Annotated in this window: 21 protein-coding genes and 1 riboswitch; of the genes, 14 read left to right on the top strand and 7 right to left on the bottom strand. The window is 71.0% G+C overall.

The annotated features are described in order from the left end of the window. The first annotated feature begins 77 nt into the window (after nt 1-77). Both ACQPYK_RS00600 and ACQPYK_RS00605 read left to right on the top strand, forming a co-directional pair. Nucleotides 78-401: a rhodanese-like domain-containing protein gene (locus tag ACQPYK_RS00600; protein WP_433248484.1), complete on the top strand. Its 324-nt coding sequence runs from the start codon at nt 78-80 to the stop codon at nt 399-401. 67 nt (nt 402-468) lie between these two features. Next, nucleotides 469-608, top strand: a riboswitch (TPP riboswitch). After that, a complete protein-coding gene (locus ACQPYK_RS00605; RefSeq protein WP_433248487.1) occupies nt 599-1945 on the top strand; it encodes a purine-cytosine permease family protein in 1347 nt (448 codons plus the stop codon). It overlaps the preceding riboswitch by 10 nt. A 21-nt stretch (nt 1946-1966) precedes the next feature. Here ACQPYK_RS00605 and ACQPYK_RS00610 read toward each other — a convergent pair whose 3' ends face one another. After that, on the bottom strand, nt 1967-2551 hold the full coding sequence (locus ACQPYK_RS00610) for a methylated-DNA--[protein]-cysteine S-methyltransferase (protein ID WP_433248490.1): 585 nt from the start codon (nt 2549-2551) through the stop codon (nt 1967-1969). 74 nt (nt 2552-2625) lie between these two features. On the opposite strand from ACQPYK_RS00610, the gene ACQPYK_RS00615 reads away from it, so the two are divergent. Together ACQPYK_RS00615 and ACQPYK_RS00620 are read left to right on the top strand one after the other, a co-directional pair. Further along, nucleotides 2626-4548: a PAS domain S-box protein gene (locus ACQPYK_RS00615; RefSeq protein WP_433248493.1), complete on the top strand. Its 1923-nt coding sequence runs from the start codon at nt 2626-2628 to the stop codon at nt 4546-4548. A 174-nt stretch (nt 4549-4722) separates the two neighbouring features. Continuing rightward, a complete protein-coding gene (locus tag ACQPYK_RS00620; protein WP_433258655.1) occupies nt 4723-5160 on the top strand; it encodes an ATP-binding protein in 438 nt (145 codons plus the stop codon). Nucleotides 5161-5204: 44 nt separating this feature from the next. On the opposite strand, the gene ACQPYK_RS00625 is transcribed toward ACQPYK_RS00620, so the two are convergent. The 3 genes from ACQPYK_RS00625 to ACQPYK_RS00635 form a co-directional block, all read right to left on the bottom strand. Further along, nucleotides 5205-5900, bottom strand: coding sequence for a YidC/Oxa1 family membrane protein insertase (locus ACQPYK_RS00625; protein ID WP_433248496.1), 696 nt, complete (start codon nt 5898-5900; stop codon nt 5205-5207). 74 nt (nt 5901-5974) lie between these two features. Further along, nucleotides 5975-6244, bottom strand: coding sequence for a DUF6412 domain-containing protein (locus tag ACQPYK_RS00630; RefSeq protein ID WP_433248499.1), 270 nt, complete (start codon nt 6242-6244; stop codon nt 5975-5977). Continuing rightward, nucleotides 6241-6408, bottom strand: a complete 168-nt coding sequence (locus ACQPYK_RS00635) for a hypothetical protein (protein ID WP_433248502.1) — start codon at nt 6406-6408, stop codon at nt 6241-6243. Before ACQPYK_RS00635 ends, ACQPYK_RS00630 begins: the two co-directional genes overlap by 4 nt. 116 nt (nt 6409-6524) lie before the next feature. Here ACQPYK_RS00635 and ACQPYK_RS00640 point away from each other — a divergent pair, with 116 nt between their 5' ends. Further along, entirely contained in the window at nt 6525-7223 is a 699-nt protein-coding gene (locus ACQPYK_RS00640) for a response regulator transcription factor (protein WP_433248505.1), read from the top strand. Next, nucleotides 7220-8347: a sensor histidine kinase gene (locus tag ACQPYK_RS00645; protein ID WP_433248508.1), complete on the top strand. Its 1128-nt coding sequence runs from the start codon at nt 7220-7222 to the stop codon at nt 8345-8347. The genes ACQPYK_RS00640 and ACQPYK_RS00645 overlap by 4 nt, the downstream gene beginning before the upstream one ends. Nucleotides 8348-8425: 78 nt before the next feature. Here ACQPYK_RS00645 and ACQPYK_RS00650 read toward each other — a convergent pair whose 3' ends face one another. Further along, nucleotides 8426-8965: a hypothetical protein gene (locus tag ACQPYK_RS00650; protein WP_433248511.1), complete on the bottom strand. Its 540-nt coding sequence runs from the start codon at nt 8963-8965 to the stop codon at nt 8426-8428. A gap of 224 nt (nt 8966-9189) precedes the next feature. On the opposite strand from ACQPYK_RS00650, the gene ACQPYK_RS00655 reads away from it, so the two are divergent. The 3 genes from ACQPYK_RS00655 (at nt 9190) to mptB (ending at nt 11760) form a co-directional block, all read left to right on the top strand. Then, nucleotides 9190-9543 carry an STAS domain-containing protein gene (locus ACQPYK_RS00655; protein WP_433248514.1) on the top strand — a complete coding sequence of 118 codons (354 nt, stop codon included), beginning with the start codon at nt 9190-9192 and terminating at the stop codon, nt 9541-9543. Next, nucleotides 9540-10220: a glycosyltransferase gene (locus ACQPYK_RS00660; RefSeq protein WP_433248517.1), complete on the top strand. Its 681-nt coding sequence runs from the start codon at nt 9540-9542 to the stop codon at nt 10218-10220. The genes ACQPYK_RS00655 and ACQPYK_RS00660 overlap by 4 nt, the downstream gene beginning before the upstream one ends. Nucleotides 10221-10350: 130 nt before the next feature. Further along, on the top strand, nt 10351-11760 hold the full coding sequence (gene mptB / locus ACQPYK_RS00665) for a polyprenol phosphomannose-dependent alpha 1,6 mannosyltransferase MptB (protein WP_433248520.1): 1410 nt from the start codon (nt 10351-10353) through the stop codon (nt 11758-11760). On the opposite strand, the gene ACQPYK_RS00670 is transcribed toward mptB, so the two are convergent. After that, nucleotides 11642-14059 (bottom strand): hypothetical protein, encoded by a 2418-nt coding sequence (locus ACQPYK_RS00670; RefSeq protein ID WP_433248523.1) that lies wholly within the window; start codon nt 14057-14059, stop codon nt 11642-11644. The genes mptB and ACQPYK_RS00670 overlap by 119 nt on opposite strands. 70 nt (nt 14060-14129) lie before the next feature. On the opposite strand from ACQPYK_RS00670, the gene ACQPYK_RS00675 reads away from it, so the two are divergent. From ACQPYK_RS00675 to serS, 4 genes are all read left to right on the top strand, one after another. Further along, nucleotides 14130-15515 (top strand): glycosyltransferase 87 family protein, encoded by a 1386-nt coding sequence (locus ACQPYK_RS00675; RefSeq protein ID WP_433258657.1) that lies wholly within the window; start codon nt 14130-14132, stop codon nt 15513-15515. 25 nt (nt 15516-15540) lie between these two features. Continuing rightward, the gene (locus ACQPYK_RS00680) at nt 15541-15978 is read left to right on the top strand and encodes a DUF4446 family protein (protein ID WP_433258659.1); all 438 of its coding nucleotides are present in this window, start codon (nt 15541-15543) and stop codon (nt 15976-15978) included. A gap of 78 nt (nt 15979-16056) precedes the next feature. Next, nucleotides 16057-16977 (top strand): prephenate dehydratase, encoded by a 921-nt coding sequence (gene pheA, locus ACQPYK_RS00685; protein WP_433248526.1) that lies wholly within the window; start codon nt 16057-16059, stop codon nt 16975-16977. A gap of 107 nt (nt 16978-17084) precedes the next feature. Next, nucleotides 17085-18347, top strand: coding sequence for a serine--tRNA ligase (gene serS / locus ACQPYK_RS00690; RefSeq protein WP_433248529.1), 1263 nt, complete (start codon nt 17085-17087; stop codon nt 18345-18347). Nucleotides 18348-18773: 426 nt separating this feature from the next. On the opposite strand, the gene ACQPYK_RS00695 is transcribed toward serS, so the two are convergent. Continuing rightward, nucleotides 18774-19319 carry a TetR family transcriptional regulator gene (locus ACQPYK_RS00695; protein ID WP_433248532.1) on the bottom strand — a complete coding sequence of 182 codons (546 nt, stop codon included), beginning with the start codon at nt 19317-19319 and terminating at the stop codon, nt 18774-18776. Nucleotides 19320-19426: 107 nt separating this feature from the next. Between ACQPYK_RS00695 and ACQPYK_RS00700 the strand changes: the two genes are divergently transcribed. Next, nucleotides 19427-20572: an FAD-dependent oxidoreductase gene (locus ACQPYK_RS00700; protein ID WP_433248535.1), complete on the top strand. Its 1146-nt coding sequence runs from the start codon at nt 19427-19429 to the stop codon at nt 20570-20572. Nucleotides 20573-20661: the final 89 nt, after the last annotated feature.

The raw sequence follows: 20661 nt of genomic DNA on the forward strand, positions 1-20661 counted from the left end.
CACGCATATGTTGGTGAAGTTGGGGCGGTCCAGCCGCTTTACCCCCCATCCGATGGCGGAGTTGAAAGAATGGTGCCATGAGTGTTCCTGAGGTCCAGGTGCAGGACGTGCCGGAGGGCGCGTTCCTGCTCGACGTACGAGAGAGCGACGAGTGGCAGGCCGGGCACGCGCCCACGGCCGTTCACATCCCGCTCGGCGAGCTGCAGGCCCGGGTGGAAGAAGTGCCCAAGGACACGCCCGTCTACGTCGTCTGCCGCGTCGGCGGTCGTTCCGCGCACGCCGCCGCCTGGCTCGGCCACATCGGCCGGGACGCGATCAACGTCGGCGGTGGCATGCAGTCCTGGGAGTTCGCCGGCCGTCCGATGGTCAGCGAAAGCAGCCAGGATCCGTTCGTCGCCTGACGTGCCCCTCGCGCGGCAAGGGTCTGCCCCTTGCGCAGAAGGGAAGAAATGACATAATTCGGGGCGAATTATCTATCGCGGGAGCTCGGGCGGGACCGGGCTGAGAGGGCGGAACCACGCAGAGGGCCATGTGAGCTCTCCGACGCGCCGCCGACCGCATGAACCTGTCCGGGTAATGCCGGCGTAGGGAGCTTTTCATGACGTCCCACGTCATCGATGTCAAGCATGCCGAGGCCCCCCTCACCCTTGACCAGGCTCCGCCGAAGACCCTCGGCGCGCTCGACCAGGGCGCGTTCTGGGCGAACCTGGGCGTCAGCCTGCTCGGATTCTCCTTCGCGCTCTTCCTGATCAACCCGCTCCTCGACGACAATCCGCTCACCTTCACCGCGGCGCTGACCGCCTCCGTGGTCGGCAGCCTCATCGGCACCGCCATGGTCGGCCTCGCCGCGGTCCCGGGCGCGCAGACCGGCCAGCCCGCGATGGTGCTGCTGCGCGGGCTGTTCGGCGCGAGACTCTCGGCCGTCCCGACCGTGCTCAACATCATCCAGATGATCGGCTGGGGCGCGTTCGAGCTGTGGGTCGTCGCGATGGGCGCGCAGGCGATCTTCGGGACGTCCGTCCCCTACGCGGTCTGGGCGATCGCCGCCGGTGTCCTGACGACGGCGCTGACCATCTATCCCCTGGGCGCGATCCGGCTGATCCGGCGGTTCGTCACGGCGGGAGTGGTCATCTCGGTGATCTGGTTCGCGGTGGTCTTCATCCGCGAGACCCCCGCCCAGACCGGCGGCTCCTGGGACGCCTTCGCCTCGGCCGTCGACTTCGTGATCGCCCTGTCGGTGTCGTGGGTGCCGGTCGCGGCGGACTACGCCAGGCACTCGCGCTCCAGCCGCGCGGCCTTCACCGGCGTCGTCGGCGGCTACACCGTCGCCCAGGTCGCCTGCCTGGCCGTCGGTGTCTACGCGGTGGCGCTCGCGGGTCACGGCGCGGTGCTGGAGCAGCCGACCACGGTGTTCGCCCCGTTCGTGGCGGCCCCGCTCGGCGCGCTGTTCTTCGGCGTCCTCGTGCTGCGCGAGACCGACCAGTCCTTCGCGAACGTCTACTCCACCGCGATGTCGCTGCAGAACCTGATGCCGCGGGTGGACCGCCGGATCTTCTCCGTGGTCATCGGCGTGCTGACCACGGGCATGGCCCTGGTCGTCGACGTCAACTCCTACGGGGCGTTCCTCGGCATCATCGGCGCGGTGTTCGTGCCGATGCTCGGCGTGTTCGCGGTCGACTACTTCCTGCTCGGACACGGCAAGGAGTGGGACACCTCCGAGAACGCGCCCTCCCGCTGGCTCATGGTGGTCCCGTGGCTGCTCGGCTTCGCCACCTGGTGGCTGCTCGCGGCCCCCTCGACGGTGTCGTGGTGGGCGGCGATCTGGAACGGTGCGAGGAAGGCCATCGGCTTCACCCCGCAGCCGTGGATGAGCGCGGCCATCGGCGCGTTCCTCGTCTCCGGCCTGATCACCCTCGGTCTCGGCGCGCTCCGCCGCCGTCGGTGAACGCTCCGCCGGCCGGGCGGTTCACGCCCCGCCGGCCGGGTGGTTCCTGTTGGCTCTCTCGACGCGCAGCAGCCGCTCCTTGGCGATCGCGCCTCCCGCGTAACCGCCGAGGACGGCCTCGCTCTCGACCACCCGGTGACAGGGCACGATCACGCAGACCGGGTTGCTGCCCAGGGCGTTGCCGACCGCGCGCAGCGCCCGCGGCCTGCCGATCCGTTCGGCGATCTCCCGGTAGGTGGTCGCCGTGCCGTACGGCACCGCGGTCATCATCTGCAGCACGGTCCTGGCGAACGGGGTCGCCAGCCGAAGGTCGGCCGTGGTGGCGAAGGTGCGCAGCCGGCCGGAGAAATAGGCGTCCAGCTCCCGGCGGACCGGGTCGAGCCGCCGGGCGTCGGGCCCGATGAACGAGCCGACCTCCCTGCTGACGCGCTCGAAGATGACGTTCTCGTCCTCGTAGCTGCACGCCACCACACCCCGGTTGGTCACCGCCAGGGTGAGACGTCCCACCGGGCCGTCCAGGGTGCCGAACGCGATGTCGGGATGAGTCTTCCCTATGTAGTCGGGCGAGGTCACCCGTAGCAATGCGTCGATGTCACCGGATGACATGGCCCCACCCTTTCGTATCCAGGTGTGTGGTGTCCGCAGCGTATCGGACGGATCACCCCAACGAGTGTCAGCACATGCGGACGAAAGTGCCAAGATCAGGCCGGTTAACGCGGCACTATGGGTGTGTGGGTGACAACAGGGCCGGCGGTGACGACGGCATCGGCCGTGCGGTCGTCGCCGGCGCGCCCAACGCGATCGTCGCTCTCGACCGGGATCAGGCGGTGCTGACGTGGAATCCCGCCGCCGAGCGCCTGTTCGGGTGGTCGGCCGAGGAGATGCTCGGGCGCCGCGCCCCGGTGATCCCCGAAGAGTTGACGGCCGAGCACAACGCGGTCCTGGAGCGGGTGCGCACCGGAGGCCAGGTCTCGCTGCGGACCAAGCGGTTCCGCCGGGACGGCAGCCTGCTCGACGTGCGGGTGGACACGAGCGCGCTGCGGTCCGAGGCGGGGGCGCTGCTCGGCTACGTCAGCGTCTACCACCTGGCCCAGGACGACGAGACCGCCCAGGACCGGGTCGCTCGCCGGGCGCAGCTCGTCCGCAGGCTCACCGACGTGGTCGCCGACATCAACGCCGAGCGGGAGCTGCCCGCCGTGCTCGACCGGATCGCGGCCAGCCTCACCGAGCTGACGGGGGCCGACGCGGGCGGGTTCGTGCTCATCGAGAGCGACCGCGTCCGTCTGGTGGCCAGCCACCGGCTTCCCGGCTCGCTTCGCGACTCCACCGCCGACCTGCGCACGAGCCTGGTCGGCAAGCTCCTGCGCACCGGCAGGACCGTGATGCTGGAGACCGGGAACCAGGCTCGGCTGGACGAGCTGATCTGGTCGCAGTTGCCCGGCCTGCACACCATCGCGCTCGGCGTCGCGGCGGTGGGCGGCAGGCCGTACGGCGCGCTGTACGCCCTGTTCGCCAAGCGCAAGGCCGGCCACGTGGAGCTGGAGCTGCTCGAACTGCTCGCCGGGCACGCCGGGATCGCCGTCGGCAACGCCATGGCCTACCAGGAGGCCGTACGGCAGCGCGCCCACGAACGGGCCGTGTTCGACGCCAGCGCCGACGGCATCGCGGTCCTCGACAACCTGGGCCGGGTCATCCAGTGGAACCCGGCCGCCTGCGAGCTGACGGGCTTCCACGCGGCCGAGGTGATCGGCGGGCCGCCGCCGTTCCAGCTGCCCGAGCCCGGTGACAAGCTCACCCTCCAGCTTCCCTCGGGCACCTGGCTGGACGTGCTCTGCGCGGAGATCGTGGAGACGGGCGAGATCGTGGTGGACTTCCGCGACATCACCCGGGCCAAGGAGCTGGAGGAGGCCAAGGACCTCTTCCTCGCCACCACCAGCCATGAGCTGCGCACCCCGATCACGGTGGTCCGCGGCTTCGCCGGCACGCTCGACTCGCGCTGGGACAACATGACCGACGCCGAGCGCCGCGCCGCCGTGCACACCATCGCCGAGCGGGCTCGCTCCCTCGGTCAGCTCATGGACCACCTGCTGCTGGGCTCCCGCGCGGGGGCGGGCGAGCTGACGCTCCGGATCGAGGGCTTCGACCTCGGGGAGCTGCTGCGGGCCGCCACGCTGGGCCTGCCGGTCCTGTCGGACCTGCACCGGGTCGAGGTGAGCGTCCCCGACCGCTTGCCGCCGGTCTCCGGTGACGCGCTCGCCACCGACATCATGCTCGGCCAGCTTCTGGAGAACGCGTTCAAGTACTCACCGGACGGCGGCCTCATCAGGGTCGAGGCCTGGGTGGCCGGCGACCGGGTGGTGGTGGTCGTGGACGACGAGGGCGTGGGCATCCCTCCGGCCAGTAGGGAGCGCGTCTTCGAACGCTTCGTCCAGGGAGACAGCGGCGACCGCCGCCGGTTCGGCGGAGTCGGTCTGGGCCTCTACATCGTGCGCAGCCTGGCCCACGCCCAGGGCGCCGAGGTGTCGGCGCACCCGCGGCCGGGCGGCGGCACCCGCATGCGACTGGCCCTGCGCATTGCCGACACGCCAGGCGCCCTTACCTAAGTGACACGCCGAAGCGGTAAGGACCCGGTAACGGATGAGCTGATCTATTGTCGAATGTGCACAAGCTGTAATTGACGCTCGGTTTCTAAGACCATCTAACGGGGCATTTCGGTCGTACTGGGGTGTGTTCCTCAGGGGGAACAGGGATACGGGGAGGTGAGTGCGTCGAGCGTCGTGTTGTTGCCGTATGCACCGTCCAGCGTCGCTGTCGCACGTCAACGCCTCTGCTCTGACCTGCAGGAATTGGGGGTCTACGAGACCGCGATCGATGACGCGGTCCTCGTGGTGAGCGAGCTGCTGAGCAACGCGCTCCGGCACGCACATCCTTTACCGTCCGGTCAGATCAGGGTGGCGTGGCGCTGGGCTGACGGACACGTCGAGGTAGCGGTGAGTGACGGAGGGGCCGCCACGGAGCCGCGAGCAGGACGGCCCACGCTCTCTTCTCTGGGGGGCAGGGGCCTCGGTATCGTCGAGTATCTGGCCGCCAGATGGGGGGTCAGGCACGACGGAGAGATCACCACGGTGTGGGCGGTGGTCACAACCGTCGACACCGTGAGTAACGGTAATGGTCAGGTTTCCATCCCCGAACCCGCTCTGCGGGAGTGCGGATAGATCCTGTCCCGCTTCATCCTCGGTGAAGCGGGACAAGGTCTTGATCAGGCGGCGGCGGGCGCCGCGCGGTACAGCACCGCCTTCTCCGCGGCCGTCCACGCCGTGGTGACCAGCAGGTAGAGACCCGCCGCGAGCGGCAGTACGGCCGCGGCCAGCAACGTCGCGAACGGCAGCAGTGGCAGCAGCCGGCGGAGCATCTCCGGCTGGGTCTGCTCGTCCATCGTGCGGCGCATCCGCAGCGATGTGATCGACGCCACGGCGAACAGCAGCAGGAACAGTCCCGCGAAGACCAGGGTCGGTCCGCTGAGCAGCCCGAACCCGGCCACCGTGCTGGCGAAGTGCTGCCCCAGCGGCACTCCGAACAGCCCGTGGGTGAGCAGGGCGTTCGCGTGACCGGCGATCTCCGAAGAGGCGAAGACCCGGTAGGTCACCATGAAGAACGGCATCTGGACGAGGCCCGGCAGACAGCCGGCCAGCGGGGAGGCCTTCTCCCGCGCGTACAGCGCGGCCAGCTCACGGCGGAGCCGCTCGGGGTCGCGGCCGTGCCGCTTCCTCAGCTCCTGGAGCCGCGGCGCCAGCCGCGCCCTGACGCGCTCTCCTCTGGCCTGCATGACGCTGAGCGGCAGCAGCAGGAGCCGGACGCCGAGGGTGAACAGGATGATCGCCGGTGCGACGGAGCCCAGCGGCTGGGCGATCGCGGTGATGAGAGCGGCGGTGAACTCGATGACGGAGTCGAACATGGGAGCCCTTCTGACCGAATGGGAATCAGCTCAGAAGGCGCCCGCGATCCGGCGGACGTGCCGGAAGCGTGGCTCTACGCGGGCGCCGGGCCCGCCGAAGGCGCTCTGGGGCGTGACCGCCCGGCGGCGTCAGGGTCGCGTTGCCGGACGAAGAGGACCCGCCTGGCCCGCTCCCGCCGCGACAGCGCCGAACGCTCACCCGTCTGCGCGGTGACCGGCAGCGCGCGCAGCGCCCAGGCGAGCAGGAGCACGCCCAGCCCGACCACGGCGGTCGCCGTCACGGCGCCGCCCCCGCCGTCGAACATCCAGACGGCCAGCGTCTGGAGGGCGAGCAGCAGGCTCACTTGGTGAACTTGCTCACGGCCGTGACGGCGGCGACGACCACGAAGGCGATCAGCGCCAGCACGATCAGGAACTTGAAGAGCCCGAACAGCGCGGGCAGCACGAGCCCGAACACGACGTAGAGCGCGAGAATGACGCCCAGGACTGCCATGACGGTACGACTCATGATCCCACCGTACGACCCGGAGCCGGTCCGAGGGGAGCCGGAACCATAACGATCCAGTGCTTACGGAGTGGTGACAGGCTTAGGCGCCGGCCGCGCCCGGGCCTACCGTGGAGACCATGAGCGCGCGGATTCTGGTGGTCGACGACGACCCGACGGTGGCCGAGGTCGTGGCCCGCTACCTGGAACGCGACGGCCACCTGGTCGAATGCGTGACCGACGGCGCCGAGGCGCTCCGGCGTGCGCTGTCCAACCCGCCCGATCTACTGGTGCTCGACCTGATGCTGCCGAAGATGGACGGGCTCCAGGTCTGCAAGAAGCTCAGGGAGCGCTGGCCGGTACCGGTGATCATGCTGACCGCGCTGGGCGAGGAGATCGACCGGGTCGTGGGTCTGGAGACCGGAGCCGACGACTACGTCACCAAACCGTTCAGCCCCCGGGAGCTGGCCCTGCGCGTCCAGTCCGTGCTGCGGCGGGCGCGCGGCGCCACGGTGCCGGCCGGAACCGGCGTGCTCAGGGACGGCGCCCTGGTGGTCGACGTCGGCGCCCACGAGGTACGGCTCGGCGAGGACCAGATCATGCTGACCGCCCGCGAGTTCGACCTCCTGGCCCATCTCATGCGCAACCCCCGCCAGGCCTTCAGCCGCTCCGCCCTGCTCGACCAGGTCTGGGGATGGTCCTTCGGCGATTCCTCGACGGTGACCGTCCACGTCCGCCGCCTTCGCGAGAAGATCGAGCCGGACCCGACCACCCCCCGGCGCATCGTCACGGTATGGGGCGTCGGCTACCGCTACGAGCCCTTGGCGCAGCCGTCATGATCCCCGAGATCCTGCTGATCGTCGCGGTCACCGCGGGACTCGGCCTGCTGGTCGCGCTGGCCGGACTGGGCGTGATGCGGCTGCTGCGGGAGCGGTCGATCGGGGTGATGCTCGCGGTGGTCGCCGTGGTGACCGTCCTGGCCACGGTGGGGGGCGTGGTCGCCATCACGCTGAAAATGATCATCGAGGGCACGCCCAGGGACATCGTGCTCAGCGTGGTCGCGGTCGGTGGGCTGGTCGGCCTGGGGGTCGCTACGGTGCTGGCCCGCCGGGTCGTGGCGGCCAGCCGCAGGCTGGTCGCCGCAGTGCACGCCGTACCGCCCTCGGGAGAGTTCGAGCCGCCCCGCGGACTGCCCGCCGAGCTCGACACCATCGCCAGGACCCTGGACGAGGCCTACGAGCGCCTGCGCCTGGGGCATGAGCGCGAACGCGCCCTGGAGAGCGCCCGCCGGGAGCTGGTCGCCTGGGTCAGCCATGACCTGCGCACCCCGCTGGCCGGTATGCGGGCCATGGCCGAGGCCCTGGAGGACGGCGTGGTCTCCGACCCGGAGACCGTGAGCCGGTATCACACGCAGATCCGCCTGGAGGTGGAACGGCTGTCGGGAATGGTCGGCGACCTGTTCGAGCTGTCCAGGATCCATGCGGGGGCGCTGCGGCTGTCCCGCCGGCGGGTCGGTCTCGGCGACCTGGTCGCCGACGCCCTGGCCGGGGCGGAGCCGCTGGCCCGGGCCAAGGGAGTACGGCTGGCGGGTCAGGCCGAACAGACGATCCCGGTCCAGGCCGACGCCGGGGAGCTGTCGCGGGCCCTGCGCAACCTGGTGGTCAACGCCATCAGGCACACCCCGGCCGACGGCACGGTCCGGGTGCGCGCGCTGGTGGAGGACGGGGTGGCCTGCCTGCAGGTCGCCGACTGCTGCGGCGGCATCCCGGCGGACGACCTGCCCCGCGTGTTCGATGTCGCCTTCCGCGGAGAGGCGGCCCGGACCCCCAGCGCGGACGGCGCGGGAGCCGGGCTCGGCCTGGCGATCGCCCGGGGCATCGTCGAGGCACACGAGGGAGCCATCGGCGTGGTCAACGCCGGGCCCGGCTGCCGCTTCGAGATCCGTCTCCCGCTGTCCATCTGAAGCCCGGCACGGGGGCGGCCCTCCCACGACGGTGGGCCCCGCCGGTCCGCCGGATCGGGGAAGCCCCGCCGGGCACGGTCAGACGGTCATGTCTCCCACGGCCCGGCGAGGGGTCGTCAGAACCGGGACCTCGCCCGCCGTCCGGACGGGAGCCTCGGGGCGGACGGGGACGACGAGGGTCACTTGGGCGTCGTCCTCGTTCTCGCCGTCGTCGGGCTCGACGTGCTGGCAGGAAGTCGGGGTCCTGGGGCTGCCGAAGGACTCGGCCATGGCCCGGAAGGTCGGGCACGGCCAGCGCCACATGCAGCTGCGGCAGCGCAGGATGGGATGCGCCGCGTCGCTGGTGATGCCGCCCGCGTCGCGGGGCTGGTGCAGGTCGAGAAGCCTGACTCCGAGGGCGGCGAAGCCGAGTAACTCCTCGCGCGCCCCCTCGAGGAAGTCGAGGTCCTCACTGGCCAGGCGGGTTCTGATCGGTACGTATCCCTCGCGGTTCACCAGACTGCGCAAAGAATTGGCCGCATCGTGCCACGACGTGGCCTTCTCGGTGCGGGTGATCATGGACTCCAGGTGCTCCCGGAGTCGCTGCCGTTGGGGATCCTCAGGAAGGTCGGTGTTCATCGCTGCGTTCGAGCCCGTTTCTACTCAACGGCCGCCACTGACGTAGCGCAGGGACGGTCGGGAGATTCCGGGTCTCCCCCCTTTCCGGCTAAGCCGGTGTTGCACAGTGTCAAGTTTCGCGCACTCACGGTTTCCGTGGGGCCGAAACGGGGGACAAAGGGCTGACGACTCGGGTTCGGCGAGAGAACGTGACCAGCGGCCTTCGCGCCGCTAGTGTGCCCGCTGTGGAGCTAAAAGTCTCAACTCGATCTCATGCCGGGCACACCGTCATGACCATTGTCGGCGAAATCGACCTATATACCGCTCCTGGTCTCCAGTCCGAGTTCACTCGGCTGCTCCAGGAGAGCCCGACCACCTATGTGGTCATCGACATGTCAAAGGTGGAGTTCTGCGACTCCACGGGCATGAACGTGCTGCTTTCGGCGCTCAAGCGACTGAAGGAACGCGGCGGCACACTGGAGCTGGCGGCACCGCGGCCCGCCGTTCGCAAGATCCTCCAGGTGACCGGCCTCGACTCGGTGTTCACCGTGCACGATGCGGTGCCCGGGAAGCTGCTGACGGCCGAACCCAAGGGATGACCGGCACAGCGGTGATCATTCCGGCCAAGGACGAGGCCGACCGGATCGGCGCCACCGTGGCCGCGGCGCTGGCGCTGTCCGGTGTGGACCTCGTCGTGGTCGTGGACGACGGATCGAAGGACCAGACGGGCCGGGTGGCCAAGGCCGCCGGGGCCCGCGTCGTACGGCACAGCCGCAACCGGGGCAAGGCCGCCGCGATGGAGAGCGGTGCCGAGGCGGTGCGCCTGCTCGACGGCGAGGAGCCTCGGCACCTGCTGTTCCTCGACGCCGATCTGGGGGAGAGCGCGCACACGGCCGCGCCCCTGATCAAGCCGGTCATGGCGGGTGAGGCGGACATGACCATCGCCGTGTTCGTCACCCGCGTGAAGCTGGGCGGCCACGGATTCGTGGTGAAACTCGCCCGTGAGGGCATCGAGCGCGCCACCGGATGGACGCCCACCCAGCCGCTCAACGGGCAACGCTGCCTGACCAGGGCCGCGTTCGAGGCCGCCCGGCCCCTGGCGCACGGCTTCGGCGTGGAGACCGCCATGACGATCGATCTGCTCCGCCGGGGATTTCGCGTGCGAGAGGTCGAGGTGGAGATGAGCCACCGGGCCACCGGCACCGACTGGAAGGCCCAGCTCCACCGGGCCAGGCAGTTCCGCGACGTCGCCCGCGCCCTGCTGGCCCGCAGGTAGGCGCGTTCCCGCCCCGCCGGGTGGGCTCGTTCGTGTGATGCCGCTCCGGGCACCGCGCCGGATGTGCTGGAATTTGCGGGTGACTCGGGTTCCGTCGGTTGTCGATGAGAGACGGGTTCCCGCGCCCGGCGTGCCGCGGGGGCTCGACGCCGCCGCGTTCGCGGCCGTCGGCCTGTCGGTCGCGCTGACGATCGTGATCGGGCTGCTGGGCCCCTCTGCCATGGTGCCAGCGCTGCCCGGCCCGTCCTGGCAGCCGCCATACTCGCTGGACCTGCGTCCCGACGGCCATCTGGTGATCGCCATGGCCGCGGCCGCGCTCCTGCTCGGCGGGCTCGGGCTCGCCGCGGCGCTGCGGTCACGGTGGCGGCCCGATCCGCGGTGGCTGCTCGCGGCCGGCTGCGCGGCGGCGGCGCTCCTGGCCTTCCTGCCGCCGTCGGGCTCGGCCGACCACCTGAACTACGCCGCCTACGGCCGGCTGGTCACGCTCGGCCATGACCCCTACGCCGTCACTCCCGCCGCGCTGCCCGGCGATCCCGTCACCGGGGCGGTGGAGGAGTGGGCCGGCGTGACCAGCGTCTACGGCCCGGTGGCGACCGCCGTACAGGCGCTGGCGAGTTTCGCCGGCGGCGACTCGGTCAGGCTGACGGTCTTCGTGATGGCGGCCTTCAACGCGACGGCGTTCGTCGTGACCGCGCTGCTGCTGCACCGGTTCACCCGAGGAGAGGCGGACCTGCAACGGCGGGCGGCGCTGCTGTGGGCGGCCAACCCGTTGATGATCTACCACCTGGCCGCCGGGATGCACGTGGACACCCTGGCCGTGGCCTGCATGATCGCGGCGCTCATGGCCCGCGGGGCCGGGTCCGGACTGCTGCTCGGCGTGGGGATCGGGGTCAAGCTCAACGCCGGGCTGGTCGCGCTCGGTCCGGCATGGGAGCTGCGCCGCTCGCCCGGCAGGCTCGCCGTCGTGGCCGGCACCGCGACGGCCACCGTGCTGGTCGTCTACGGCGTCGCCGGCTCGCACGTCTTCGACCAGGTCAGCGCGGCCAGCAGGAAGGTCTCGCTCGGCACGCCCTGGCAGCTGGTCAAGGTCGGGCTCCAGACGATGTTCGGGCCCGGCGCCTACACGGCCTGGATCCAGATCGGCTCCCTGCTCCTGCTGGCCGCGCTCGCCTGGATGATTCTGCGGGCGGCGCCCCGGCACACGGCCGCGGCGGTCGCCGCGGTGATGGTGGTCGCCTGGCTGTTCGCCGCGCCGTACGCGCTGCCCTGGTACGACGGGCTGGCCTTCGCGCTGCTGGCCATGGCCTCCTGGCCGGCGCTGGAGAGCTTCATGGTGGCCAGGGTGGCGATCCTCTCCCTGGGATACCTCCCGGCCAGGGAGGCGTTGCGCCCGGAGGACCTGCTCTGGCTGAAGACCGTCGTCAGAGAGCGGGCGGTGCCGTGGTCCCTGCTGGCGCTGACGCTCGCTCTGGCGTGGTGGGCGGCGACAGCTGGAGCGCGCGCACGCAGGCGGCCAGCGTCAGCGGCACCGCGACGGTGAGCGCCATCGCCGGGATGGCGATGCCCGAATCGTTCATCAGGAATCCGATCAGCGCGCAGGCCAGCGCGCCGATCAGGCCGGCGCGCAACGCCGGCGCGAGCAGGTAGGCCCGGCCCAGCGCGGAGGCGCCCCACCGGGACGGCCGGTCCAGCACCAGGAAGAGGAACGCCAGCGCCACCAGCGACAGCAGGGTCAGCGACCAGTTGCCGACCGTGACCCCGACCATCGCGCCGAGCTTGCGGCCGATCACGGTCCAGGCCTCGCCGTCCAGCACCTGCTGGACGAAGGCGCCCAGGTGGGTGCGCTGTGCGGCGGGCTTGAGCCAGTCGGCCACCGCGATCACCCCGATCAGCAGGGCGCCCGCCAGGCCGACCAGCCCCAGTTTGACCGGGGAGACCCGGTTGCCGGACAGCAGGATGACGAAGACGGCCACCCCGACCAGGAACGCCGGGACCCCGCCGAAGTCGGCGCCCCAGGCCGGCCAGCCGTCGGCGAACACCGCGAACAGGCCGTAGGCCGTGCAGAGCATCAGCGCGAGCGTGCGCCGTCCCCGGGAGATCAGCCACTGGGCGATCCCGGCCAGGGCCAGGATCGTCCCGGCGGAGTAGACGGCGAAGGCGATGTTGCTGAAGCCGTAGAAGCGTCCGCCGGTGACGGGTTCGTAGCCGGTGACCGCGTTCACCTGGAGCCTGGAGCCGGTCATCACGTCGATCAGCAGGGCCACCGAGGTGATCCCGGCGACCACGGTCAGCGGGCCGAGGACGTGCGAGCGCCATGGCCCGGCGAAGGCGACCGCGGCGATCGCGCAGGCGATGCCGAAGATGGTCACGATCACCCAGGCCATCGGGGCGGGCAGGCTCCACCAGGGCACGAGCTGGGCCAGGAAGGTCGCGACGGCGATCGCGCCGCTGGCCACGGCGACCACCCGGGTGGCCGTCAGCGCCCGCGAGCCGCCCCAGCCCCGCCGGATCGCGACCGCGGCCAGCAGGTAGAACAGGATCTGTACGGTGACGAACACCGTGAAGAACGGTCCTCGCACATCGCGCAGCACCTGACTGGCCAGGTCCTCGTCGGCGAGGTTTCGCACCGTGCCGGCGGCCGGCTCCCCGCTCGGCCCCGCGCTCCGCCAGGCATGGCCCACGACGCCGTTCGGGGAGGTCAGGCCGAGCAGTTCGATCACGGTGGAGGTCAGGTCGGTGTTGGTGACCAGCCCGTCCTGGCGGGTGGAGGCGGCGGTCAGGTAACCGCGCGGATAGGGGGCGCTCTCGGGCGAGGGGCCGTCGGCGACGGCCACGTGCAGGTGGGGCGCGGGCGAGGTGTCGGCCAGGCCGCCGAGCAGGACCGTGGTCTGCGCCGGGAGCCGGTCGAGGACCGCGCCCACCTGGCGGTCGGCGTCCGCCACCGCGGCCTGCCTGGCCCGCTCGCTCATCGAGGCCCGATCACCGCCCGCGTCGGGGCCCGCCCCGATCCAGGCCCGCGCGAGGTCGGCGACCTCCACCACGACCAGCCGGTACGGTGCCAGGTCGCCGAGGTCGTCGATGCTCGCCGCATACTTACTTACATTTCCGGATTTGTCCGCGGCGGCGAGTACCGCTCCCGGTCCGACCGCGGCCACCTTCCCGCCCGCGTCCACCACGAGCTGCCCGAGCTGCCCGAGCACCGGCCGGTAGGAGGTCTCGGTGGCGTTGTAGGTCACCAGCCCGGACCAGTCCGGCACGCTCGCCCCGCCGTCCGGTCCCTGCCGCGGCGGCGCCGGCAGGGCGCAGCCGGTTCCGGGGGCGCCCGCCCGCTGTCCCGCCGAGACGGTCAGCCAGCCCGCGACCGGGCAGGTGATGCCCCGATCGGGCAGCGGCACCGCCCGGGTGGACATCGACGCGGACCCACCCCGCTCCACCAGCTTCCACAGGCTCGGCGTCCGTGCCCGGTCCAGGTCGCTCCACTGCAGCCCCGGCACCCCCATCACCACGACCCTGGCGGGGAGCGTCCGGGTCGAGGCGGCGGCCGTACCGGCCCCGGACAGGGCCAGGAGCACGGAGGCCAGGAGCACGGAGGCCAGGAGGGCGCGGGCCGTGGCGCGGCGCGCGCCCGGTCGCCGGCGTGAGCCGAACGCGGTGAACATGACGAAAGCGGTGAACGCACTGAACACGGCGAAAGCGGTGGATGCGGGCCCGGTGAGCCCGGCGGGCGTGGGTGCGAGCCGTGCCGGGAGGGACGTGTGCCGGACCTCGGGCTGTCCGAAGGCGCCGGACGGGCCGGGGAATCCGGCGAGCCATGGCCTGCCCTCGTCTGCTGAGCCCATCCGGTTCTCCCGTATTCCCATGCGTTGGCGGCCGTTTTCTCTCAGGCCCACGGTAACCTGCCTGGTCGTGATGACTGGCGAGGCGACCACGATCAAGCGGCCACCGTGGATGTGGCTGCTCGCGCTGCTGCTCATCGCGGTGGCGGTGTCCCCGCTGGTGATCGAGTGGCTGGGCAACGTCGACGACCAACGCCTGGTCGACCTGGATGTGTACCGTACCGGCGGCCAGGCGATCCTGGAGGGGCGGCCGGTCTACGACTTCGTGACGCCCGCGCCGCAGCTCCTGCCGTTCACCTATCCGCCGATCGCGGCGATGCTGGCCACGCCGCTGGCGATGATGTCCTGGCCCGCCGCGCAGTGGGTGTGGACGGCCCTCGTCTTCGTGACGCTGGGGGTCGCCGTCGCCCACGGCTTCCGTGCCCTGCTGGGCCGTACCTCGCCGGAGCGGATCGCGCCGGGCCGGAGCGCAGCGGCGCCGGCCGCGGATCCGGTCGCGGATCCGGTCGCGGATCCGGCTGTGGACGACGCGACGGCGGATCCGGCTGTGGACGCGGCCGTGGCGGGCCGTGGCGTCCTGGAGCGGGCGGGCGCTCTCGGCCTCCCCGTGGTGTTCGCCGTGCTGACGATCGCCTGCGCCTACCTGATGCCGATCAGGGACCAGGTTCGCTTCGGCCAGGTGGACATCCTGCTCGTCGCGCTCTGCCTGGCCGACTGCCTGGCCCGCCGTCCCGTGTGGCCCCGCGGCATGCTGATCGGCCTGGCCGTCGCGGTCAAGCTCACCCCCGGCGTCTTCCTGATCTACCTGCTCGTCACCGGCTTCGGCCCGGGCGCCCGGCGGGAACAGCGCAGGACCTTCTTCATGGCCGCCTTCACCGCGGCGCTGCTGACCCTGCTGCCCTTCCTGGTGATCCCGGCCGACGCGTCCGACTTCTGGTTCCACGCGCTGCTCGACCCGGAACGGCTCGGCGCCAACGCGGCGACCACCAACCAGTCGGTCCGCGGCATGCTCATCCGCCTCTACCTGCCCGACTGGGCGACGAGCCTGCTCTGGCTGGCGTTGGTCGCGGCGATCGCCTGGTACGGCTTCCGCCACGCGCGCAGGGCGATGTTCGACGGGCACGCGGTGACCGCGGTCGCGCTGGTCGGCCTGATGGCCGTCCTGCTGTCGCCGGTGGCCTGGATCCACCACCTGGCCTGGGTGGTCGTGGTGCTCGGCGCGCTGGCCGGTGACGGGCGCGACCCCGTGCGGGTCCGGGTGGCCGCCGGCGTCTGGCTCTACTACGTGGTGCCGGTCCCCTGGTGGGGAGTGTCGATCAAGGCGGCGGAGATCCCGTTGCTCAGCCCGGTGCTGGGCAAGATCGTTCAGAACGGGTTCGGGCTGGGCGCGCTGGTCCTGGTCTGGCTGCTCGGGACATGGCTGCCGAGACGACGGGAGATTTTCCGGACACTTCCCTGACCCGGACATTACCCTGAGTGCCGTGATGATTACCGAATGGACGGTCGTGGGAGTGGTGGCCGGGGTCGCCGGCGTCGCGATCGCCGGCGTGGTGATCGGTTGCCTGGCGCTACGGCGGTCCCGCGGCGCGTTGAGGGACTGCGAGCGGATGCTGGCCAGGCAGGCCGTCGAGGGCGCCGGAAGCGCAGGGGATCTCAGGGCGATCAGGGACGTGGCGGTGTTCCGCTACGACGCGCTGGAGGAGATGACCGGACAGCTGTCCTTCTCGGTCGCGCTGATGAACGGGCTGGGTGACGGGATCGTCCTGACCTCGATCAACGGCCGTTCGGAGACCCGCACCTATGCGCGGTCACTGCGTGGCGGCAAGGGCCGCCAGCCCCTGTCTCCCGAGGAGGAGCAGGCGGTGCGTGCCGCCCGGCTGGGTCTGGGCCCCGAGGTGGAGGCGCACTTCGGCAGGAGATGAGCGGCTCGAGCGCAGGCGGCTTGGCCGGATGTAGCGTTTTACGAGTGGTTTTGGACAGACGCCGGATAGCCTGTTGGCATGCCCAAACTCGCCTACCTGGGACCGGAGGGCACCTTCACCGAAGAGGCCCTGCGCATCCTGGCACCGCAAGCCGAGCGCCTGCCGCGCGCGAACGTCGGCGCGGCCCTGGACGCCGTCCGGCGGGGTGAGGCCGACGGCGCCGTCGTCCCCCTGGAGAACTCGCTCGAAGGCGCCATCACCACGACCCTTGACGAGCTCGCCTCGGGCGAGCCGCTGCTCATCGTCGGTGAGCTGCTGCTGCCCGTCGAGTTCTCGCTCCTGGCACGGCCGGGCACCGCGCTCGCCCGGGTCAAGCGGGTCTTCACCCACCCGGCGGCCATCACCCAGTGCCGCAGCTTCGTCGCCCGCGAACTGCCCGACGCCGTGGTGGTCGCGGCCCCGTCGACCGCGGCGGCGGCCCAGGAAGTCGCGCTTCCCGGCTCGCCGTACGACGCCGCCATCGCCGCGCGCATCGCGGGAGAGCACTACGGCCTGGTCGAGCTGGCCGCCGGGGTCGGCGACCGCTCCGACACCGTGACCCGGTTCGTCCGGGTGTCTCGTCCCGGCGCGCTGCCCGAGCCCACCGGTTCCGACCGCACCTCCCTGGTCGCCTTCCTCACCGACGACCACCCGGGTGCGCTGCTGGAGATGCTCACCGAGTTCTCCGTGCGCGGCGTCAACCTGACCCGCATCGAATCCCGGCCCACCGGTGACGGCATCGGCCGCTATTTCTTCCACTTCGACCTCGAAGGTCATGTGGCCGACGCCAGGGTCGGCGAGGCGATCTCCGGCCTGCACCGGATCTGCGCCGACGTCCGCTTCCTCGGCAGCTACCCGCGCGCCGACGGCCTGTCGCCGCAGATCAAGCGCGGTACGGCCGACGGCGACTTCGCCGAGGCCATGGACTGGCTCTCCAGGATCCGCACCGGCCAGGTCTGATCGGTGAGTCTGATCCGGCGGGTCTGATCGGCGGGTCTGATCGGTGCTCGCGATCAGGGCCTTCGGTCGGGGCGCGAGCTCAAGCTTCGCATCGGTAGCCTTGATCTGTGATTGACCTGCGTACCCTTCGTGAGGATCCCGACCGGCTACGGGCGTCGCAGCGTGCCCGCGGTGAGGACGACTCCGTCGTCGACACGCTGCTCGACCTCGACGAGCGCCGGCGCGGTGCGCTGAGCCGCTTCGAGACGCTGCGCGCCGAGCAGAAGAGCATCGGCAAGTCGGTGTCGCGTGCCTCCGGAGAGGAGAAGACCGCCCTCCTCGATCGGGCCAAGGACCTCGCGGCGCAGGTGAAGTCCGCCGAGGCCGAGGCGGAGAAGCTGGCCGGGGAGCTCGACGGCCTGCTCTACACGGTGCCCAACTTCGTGGAGGAGGGGGTTCCGGCCGGCGGCGAGGACGACTTCGTGCTGATCGAGGAGGTCGGCGAGAGGCCGGTCTTCGACTTCGAGCCCAAAGACCACCTGGAGCTCGGCGAGCTGCTCGGCGCGATCGACATGGAGCGCGGTGCGAAGGTCTCCGGCTCGCGGTTCTTCTTCCTGAGGGGCGTCGGCGCGCGGCTCCAGCTCGGTCTGCTCAACATGGCCATGCAGCAGGCGATCGAGGCGGGCTTCATCCCGATGATCCCGCCGGTGCTGGTCAAACCGGAGTCGATGAAGGGCACCGGCTTCCTCGGCGAGCACGCCGGCGAGGTCTACCACCTGCCCGAGGACGACCTGTTCCTGGTCGGGACGAGCGAGGTGCCGCTGGCGGCCTACCACGCCGACGAGATCCTGGACGGCGGCTCGCTGCCGTACCGCTACGCCGGATGGTCGACGTGCTTTCGCCGCGAGGCCGGTTCGTACGGCAAGGACACCCGGGGCATCATCCGGGTCCACCAGTTCGACAAGGTGGAGATGTTCTCCTACGCCCGTCCGGAGGACGCGCACGAAGAGCACCTGCGCCTGCTCAACTGGGAGAAGGAGATGCTCGCCAAGGTCGAGCTGCCCTATCGGGTGATCGACATCGCGGGCGGTGACCTGGGCTCCTCGGCGGCGCGCAAGTTCGACTGCGAGGCGTGGCTGCCGACCCAGGGCCGGTACCGCGAGGTCACCTCGACCTCCAACTGCACCGACTTCCAGGCCCGGCGTCTGGCCGTGCGCTACCGCGACGCCGGCGGCAAGCCCCAGCACGTGGCGACGCTGAACGGCACCCTGGCCACCACCCGCTGGATCGCCGCCATCCTGGAGAACCACCAGCAGGCCGACGGCTCGGTCGTGATTCCCAAGGCCCTGCGTCCCTATGTCGGCCTCGACGTCCTCGAACCCGTCAGGTAGACCACGGACCTTCGGGCGGGAGGTCTTCGATCCGTCAGGTGGACCACGGACCTTCGGGCGGGAGGTCTTCGATCCGTCAGGTGGACCGGCCTGGTAGACCGGTTCCTTTCACGAAGGCCCCCGCCCACTTCAGCTCAAGAGGTCGTTGCGACACCCCCGTGTTCAGGGAGTTGCAGTGGACTTCGAGATCCGAAAGGACCGGAGGCCGCAGGGGCGCAAGAAGCTCCTGAAGGAGCGTGAGCTCTACCTTGCTCTCGTGGATCAAGGTATGGGGAACGCGTAGGCACGCCAGATCGTGGGCGGTCGGGTGCAGGCGCCGGCCCCGCGGGCGGCCGTGGGCCAGGGCGACGTTCGCCGCCGTGGCCCGACCCCTGCCGGTTCGAACGGCGTGGCCTCCGTGGTCGGGCCTGCCGTGCCGGCTGACCGTCACTCCACGAGATAGCGCTGGAGGGTGGGGCCGAGCCAGTCCACGATCTCGTCCCTGGACATCGCGACGACGGGCGGCAGGCGGAGCACGTAGCGGCACAGGGCCATGCCGAGGATCTGCGTGGCGACGAGCCCCGCGCGGACAGGGACCTGGGACGGGGTACCGCACAGGCGGGCGATCAGCGGGCCGAGCTGCGCGGCGAAGATGTCGCGCATGCGTTCGGCGACGGCCTCGTTGGTGACACCGGTGCGCAGCAGGATCATCATGCCCTCGTCATCCTCCCAGCGGTCGAGGAAGTGGGCGGCGAGCACCTGCCCCACGGTCTCGCGAGGGATCTCCGTGAAATCCGGAAATTTCAGATCAAAGTCGGCGGCGGCGGCGAAGAGCTTCTCCTTGTTGCCGAAGTAGCGCATGACCATGGCCGGGTCGATGGCCGCGTCCGAGGCGATGGCCCGGATGGTGGCCCGCTGGTATCCGTCCGCGGCGAAGCGCTCGCGCGCCGCCACCAGGATCGTCGCCTTGGTCTCCTCAGAAGTTCTCCTCATGTCAACAAGTGTAGGCCAACGGCCGTTGACATGGCCATCGCGAAGGCGCATAGTTGTGCCAACAGACGTTGACCAACAAGTGTTGACATCACCTCGCGGAGGTCGAGATGCTCCCCGAAACCACCGACGTTCTCGTCATCGGCGCAGGCCCGACCGGCCTCACCGTCGCCCTCTCGCTCGCCGGTCAGGGGTTCGACGTGACCGTCGTCGACAGCGAGGAGGCCGGCGACAACACCTCGCGGGCCGCCGTCGTCCACGCCAGGACGCTCGAAGTCCTGGAAGGAATCGGAGTCTCCGGGCGGCTGGCCGCCCTGGGCATCCACGCCCCCCAATTCACGATCAAGGACCGTGACAGGGTCCTCGTGCCGGTCCGCTTCGACGGGCTGCCGACGCGCTACCCCTACACGCTGATGATCTCCCAGGCGGTGACCGAGCGGGTCCTGCTGGAGCGCCTGGTCGAGCTGGGCGGCCGTGTCGCCAGGCCGTACACGCTGGAGAGCCTCACCCAGGACGGCGAGGGCGTCACCGCGGTCTTCACCGGCGGCGACACCGTCACCGCGAAGTACGCGGTCGGCGCGGACGGCATGCACAGCACGGTCCGCGAGCAGGCCGGTATCGGCTTCACCGGCGGACGGTACGCCGAGTCGTTCAGCCTCGCCGACGTGCGCCTCACCGGCGGTGTGCCCGCCGACGAGGTCCTCCTCTTCTTCTCACCCGCCGGGCTGGTCGTCGTCGCCCCGCTGCCCGACGGTGGCCACCGGATCGTGGCCACCGTGGACGAGGCGCCGGCCGAACCCGATGTGGCCTTCGTCCAGGCGCTGCTGGACAGCCGGGGACCCGAGCGGGACCGGGCCGTGGTGCACGAGGTCGTCTGGGGATCGCGCTTCCGGGTCCATCACCGGGTGGCCGACACCTACCGCGCCGGGCGGGTCGTGCTGGCGGGTGACGCCGCGCACGTTCACAGCCCCGCAGGGGGCCAGGGAATGAACACCGGCATCCAGGACGCCACCGCCCTGGGTGAGGCCCTCCTGGTGGCTCTCAAGGGCGATGAGGGCGCTCTGGACGCCTACGCGGCCGCCCGCCGCCCCGTCGCGGAGGAGGTCGTCGCCTTCGCCGGACGGCTCACCCGGCTGGCGACCATGAACAACAGGCGCCTGCGCCCCATCCGGAACCTGGTCCTGCGGGTCCTGGCGCGCAACCCGGTCTTCCGCCGCCGTCTCGCCTGGCGGCTCTCGGGCCTGGTCTACCGGTGAGGCGTGCGCACGGAGATCTGCCCGGAAAACGAAAAAGGCGGGGTTCGCGTTAAGCGAACCCCGCCTTCCTCGCTACCAGAGGTCTATGC

Source organism: Streptosporangium sp. CA-135522, from assembly GCF_050949235.1.
Taxonomy (GTDB): Bacteria; Actinomycetota; Actinomycetes; order Streptosporangiales; family Streptosporangiaceae; genus Streptosporangium.

Bases quoted from the DNA above. Each gene is read 5' to 3' on its own strand.
- ACQPYK_RS00600 (WP_433248484.1), top strand. From the start codon at position 78: ATGAGTGTTCCTGAGGTCCAGGTGCAGGACGTGCCGGAGGGCGCGTTC.
- ACQPYK_RS00605 (WP_433248487.1), top strand. From the start codon at position 599: ATGACGTCCCACGTCATCGATGTCAAGCATGCCGAGGCCCCCCTCACC.
- ACQPYK_RS00610 (WP_433248490.1), bottom strand. From the start codon at position 2,551: ATGTCATCCGGTGACATCGACGCATTGCTACGGGTGACCTCGCCCGAC.
- ACQPYK_RS00615 (WP_433248493.1), top strand. From the start codon at position 2,626: ATGCGGACGAAAGTGCCAAGATCAGGCCGGTTAACGCGGCACTATGGG.
- ACQPYK_RS00625 (WP_433248496.1), bottom strand. From the start codon at position 5,900: ATGTTCGACTCCGTCATCGAGTTCACCGCCGCTCTCATCACCGCGATC.
- ACQPYK_RS00635 (WP_433248502.1), bottom strand. From the start codon at position 6,408: ATGAGTCGTACCGTCATGGCAGTCCTGGGCGTCATTCTCGCGCTCTAC.
- ACQPYK_RS00640 (WP_433248505.1), top strand. From the start codon at position 6,525: ATGAGCGCGCGGATTCTGGTGGTCGACGACGACCCGACGGTGGCCGAG.
- ACQPYK_RS00645 (WP_433248508.1), top strand. From the start codon at position 7,220: ATGATCCCCGAGATCCTGCTGATCGTCGCGGTCACCGCGGGACTCGGC.
- ACQPYK_RS00650 (WP_433248511.1), bottom strand. From the start codon at position 8,965: ATGAACACCGACCTTCCTGAGGATCCCCAACGGCAGCGACTCCGGGAG.
- ACQPYK_RS00660 (WP_433248517.1), top strand. From the start codon at position 9,540: ATGACCGGCACAGCGGTGATCATTCCGGCCAAGGACGAGGCCGACCGG.
- ACQPYK_RS00670 (WP_433248523.1), bottom strand. From the start codon at position 14,059: ATGGGCTCAGCAGACGAGGGCAGGCCATGGCTCGCCGGATTCCCCGGC.
- ACQPYK_RS00675 (WP_433258657.1), top strand. From the start codon at position 14,130: ATGACTGGCGAGGCGACCACGATCAAGCGGCCACCGTGGATGTGGCTG.
- ACQPYK_RS00680 (WP_433258659.1), top strand. From the start codon at position 15,541: ATGATTACCGAATGGACGGTCGTGGGAGTGGTGGCCGGGGTCGCCGGC.
- pheA (WP_433248526.1), top strand. From the start codon at position 16,057: ATGCCCAAACTCGCCTACCTGGGACCGGAGGGCACCTTCACCGAAGAG.
- ACQPYK_RS00695 (WP_433248532.1), bottom strand. From the start codon at position 19,319: ATGAGGAGAACTTCTGAGGAGACCAAGGCGACGATCCTGGTGGCGGCG.
- ACQPYK_RS00700 (WP_433248535.1), top strand. From the start codon at position 19,427: ATGCTCCCCGAAACCACCGACGTTCTCGTCATCGGCGCAGGCCCGACC.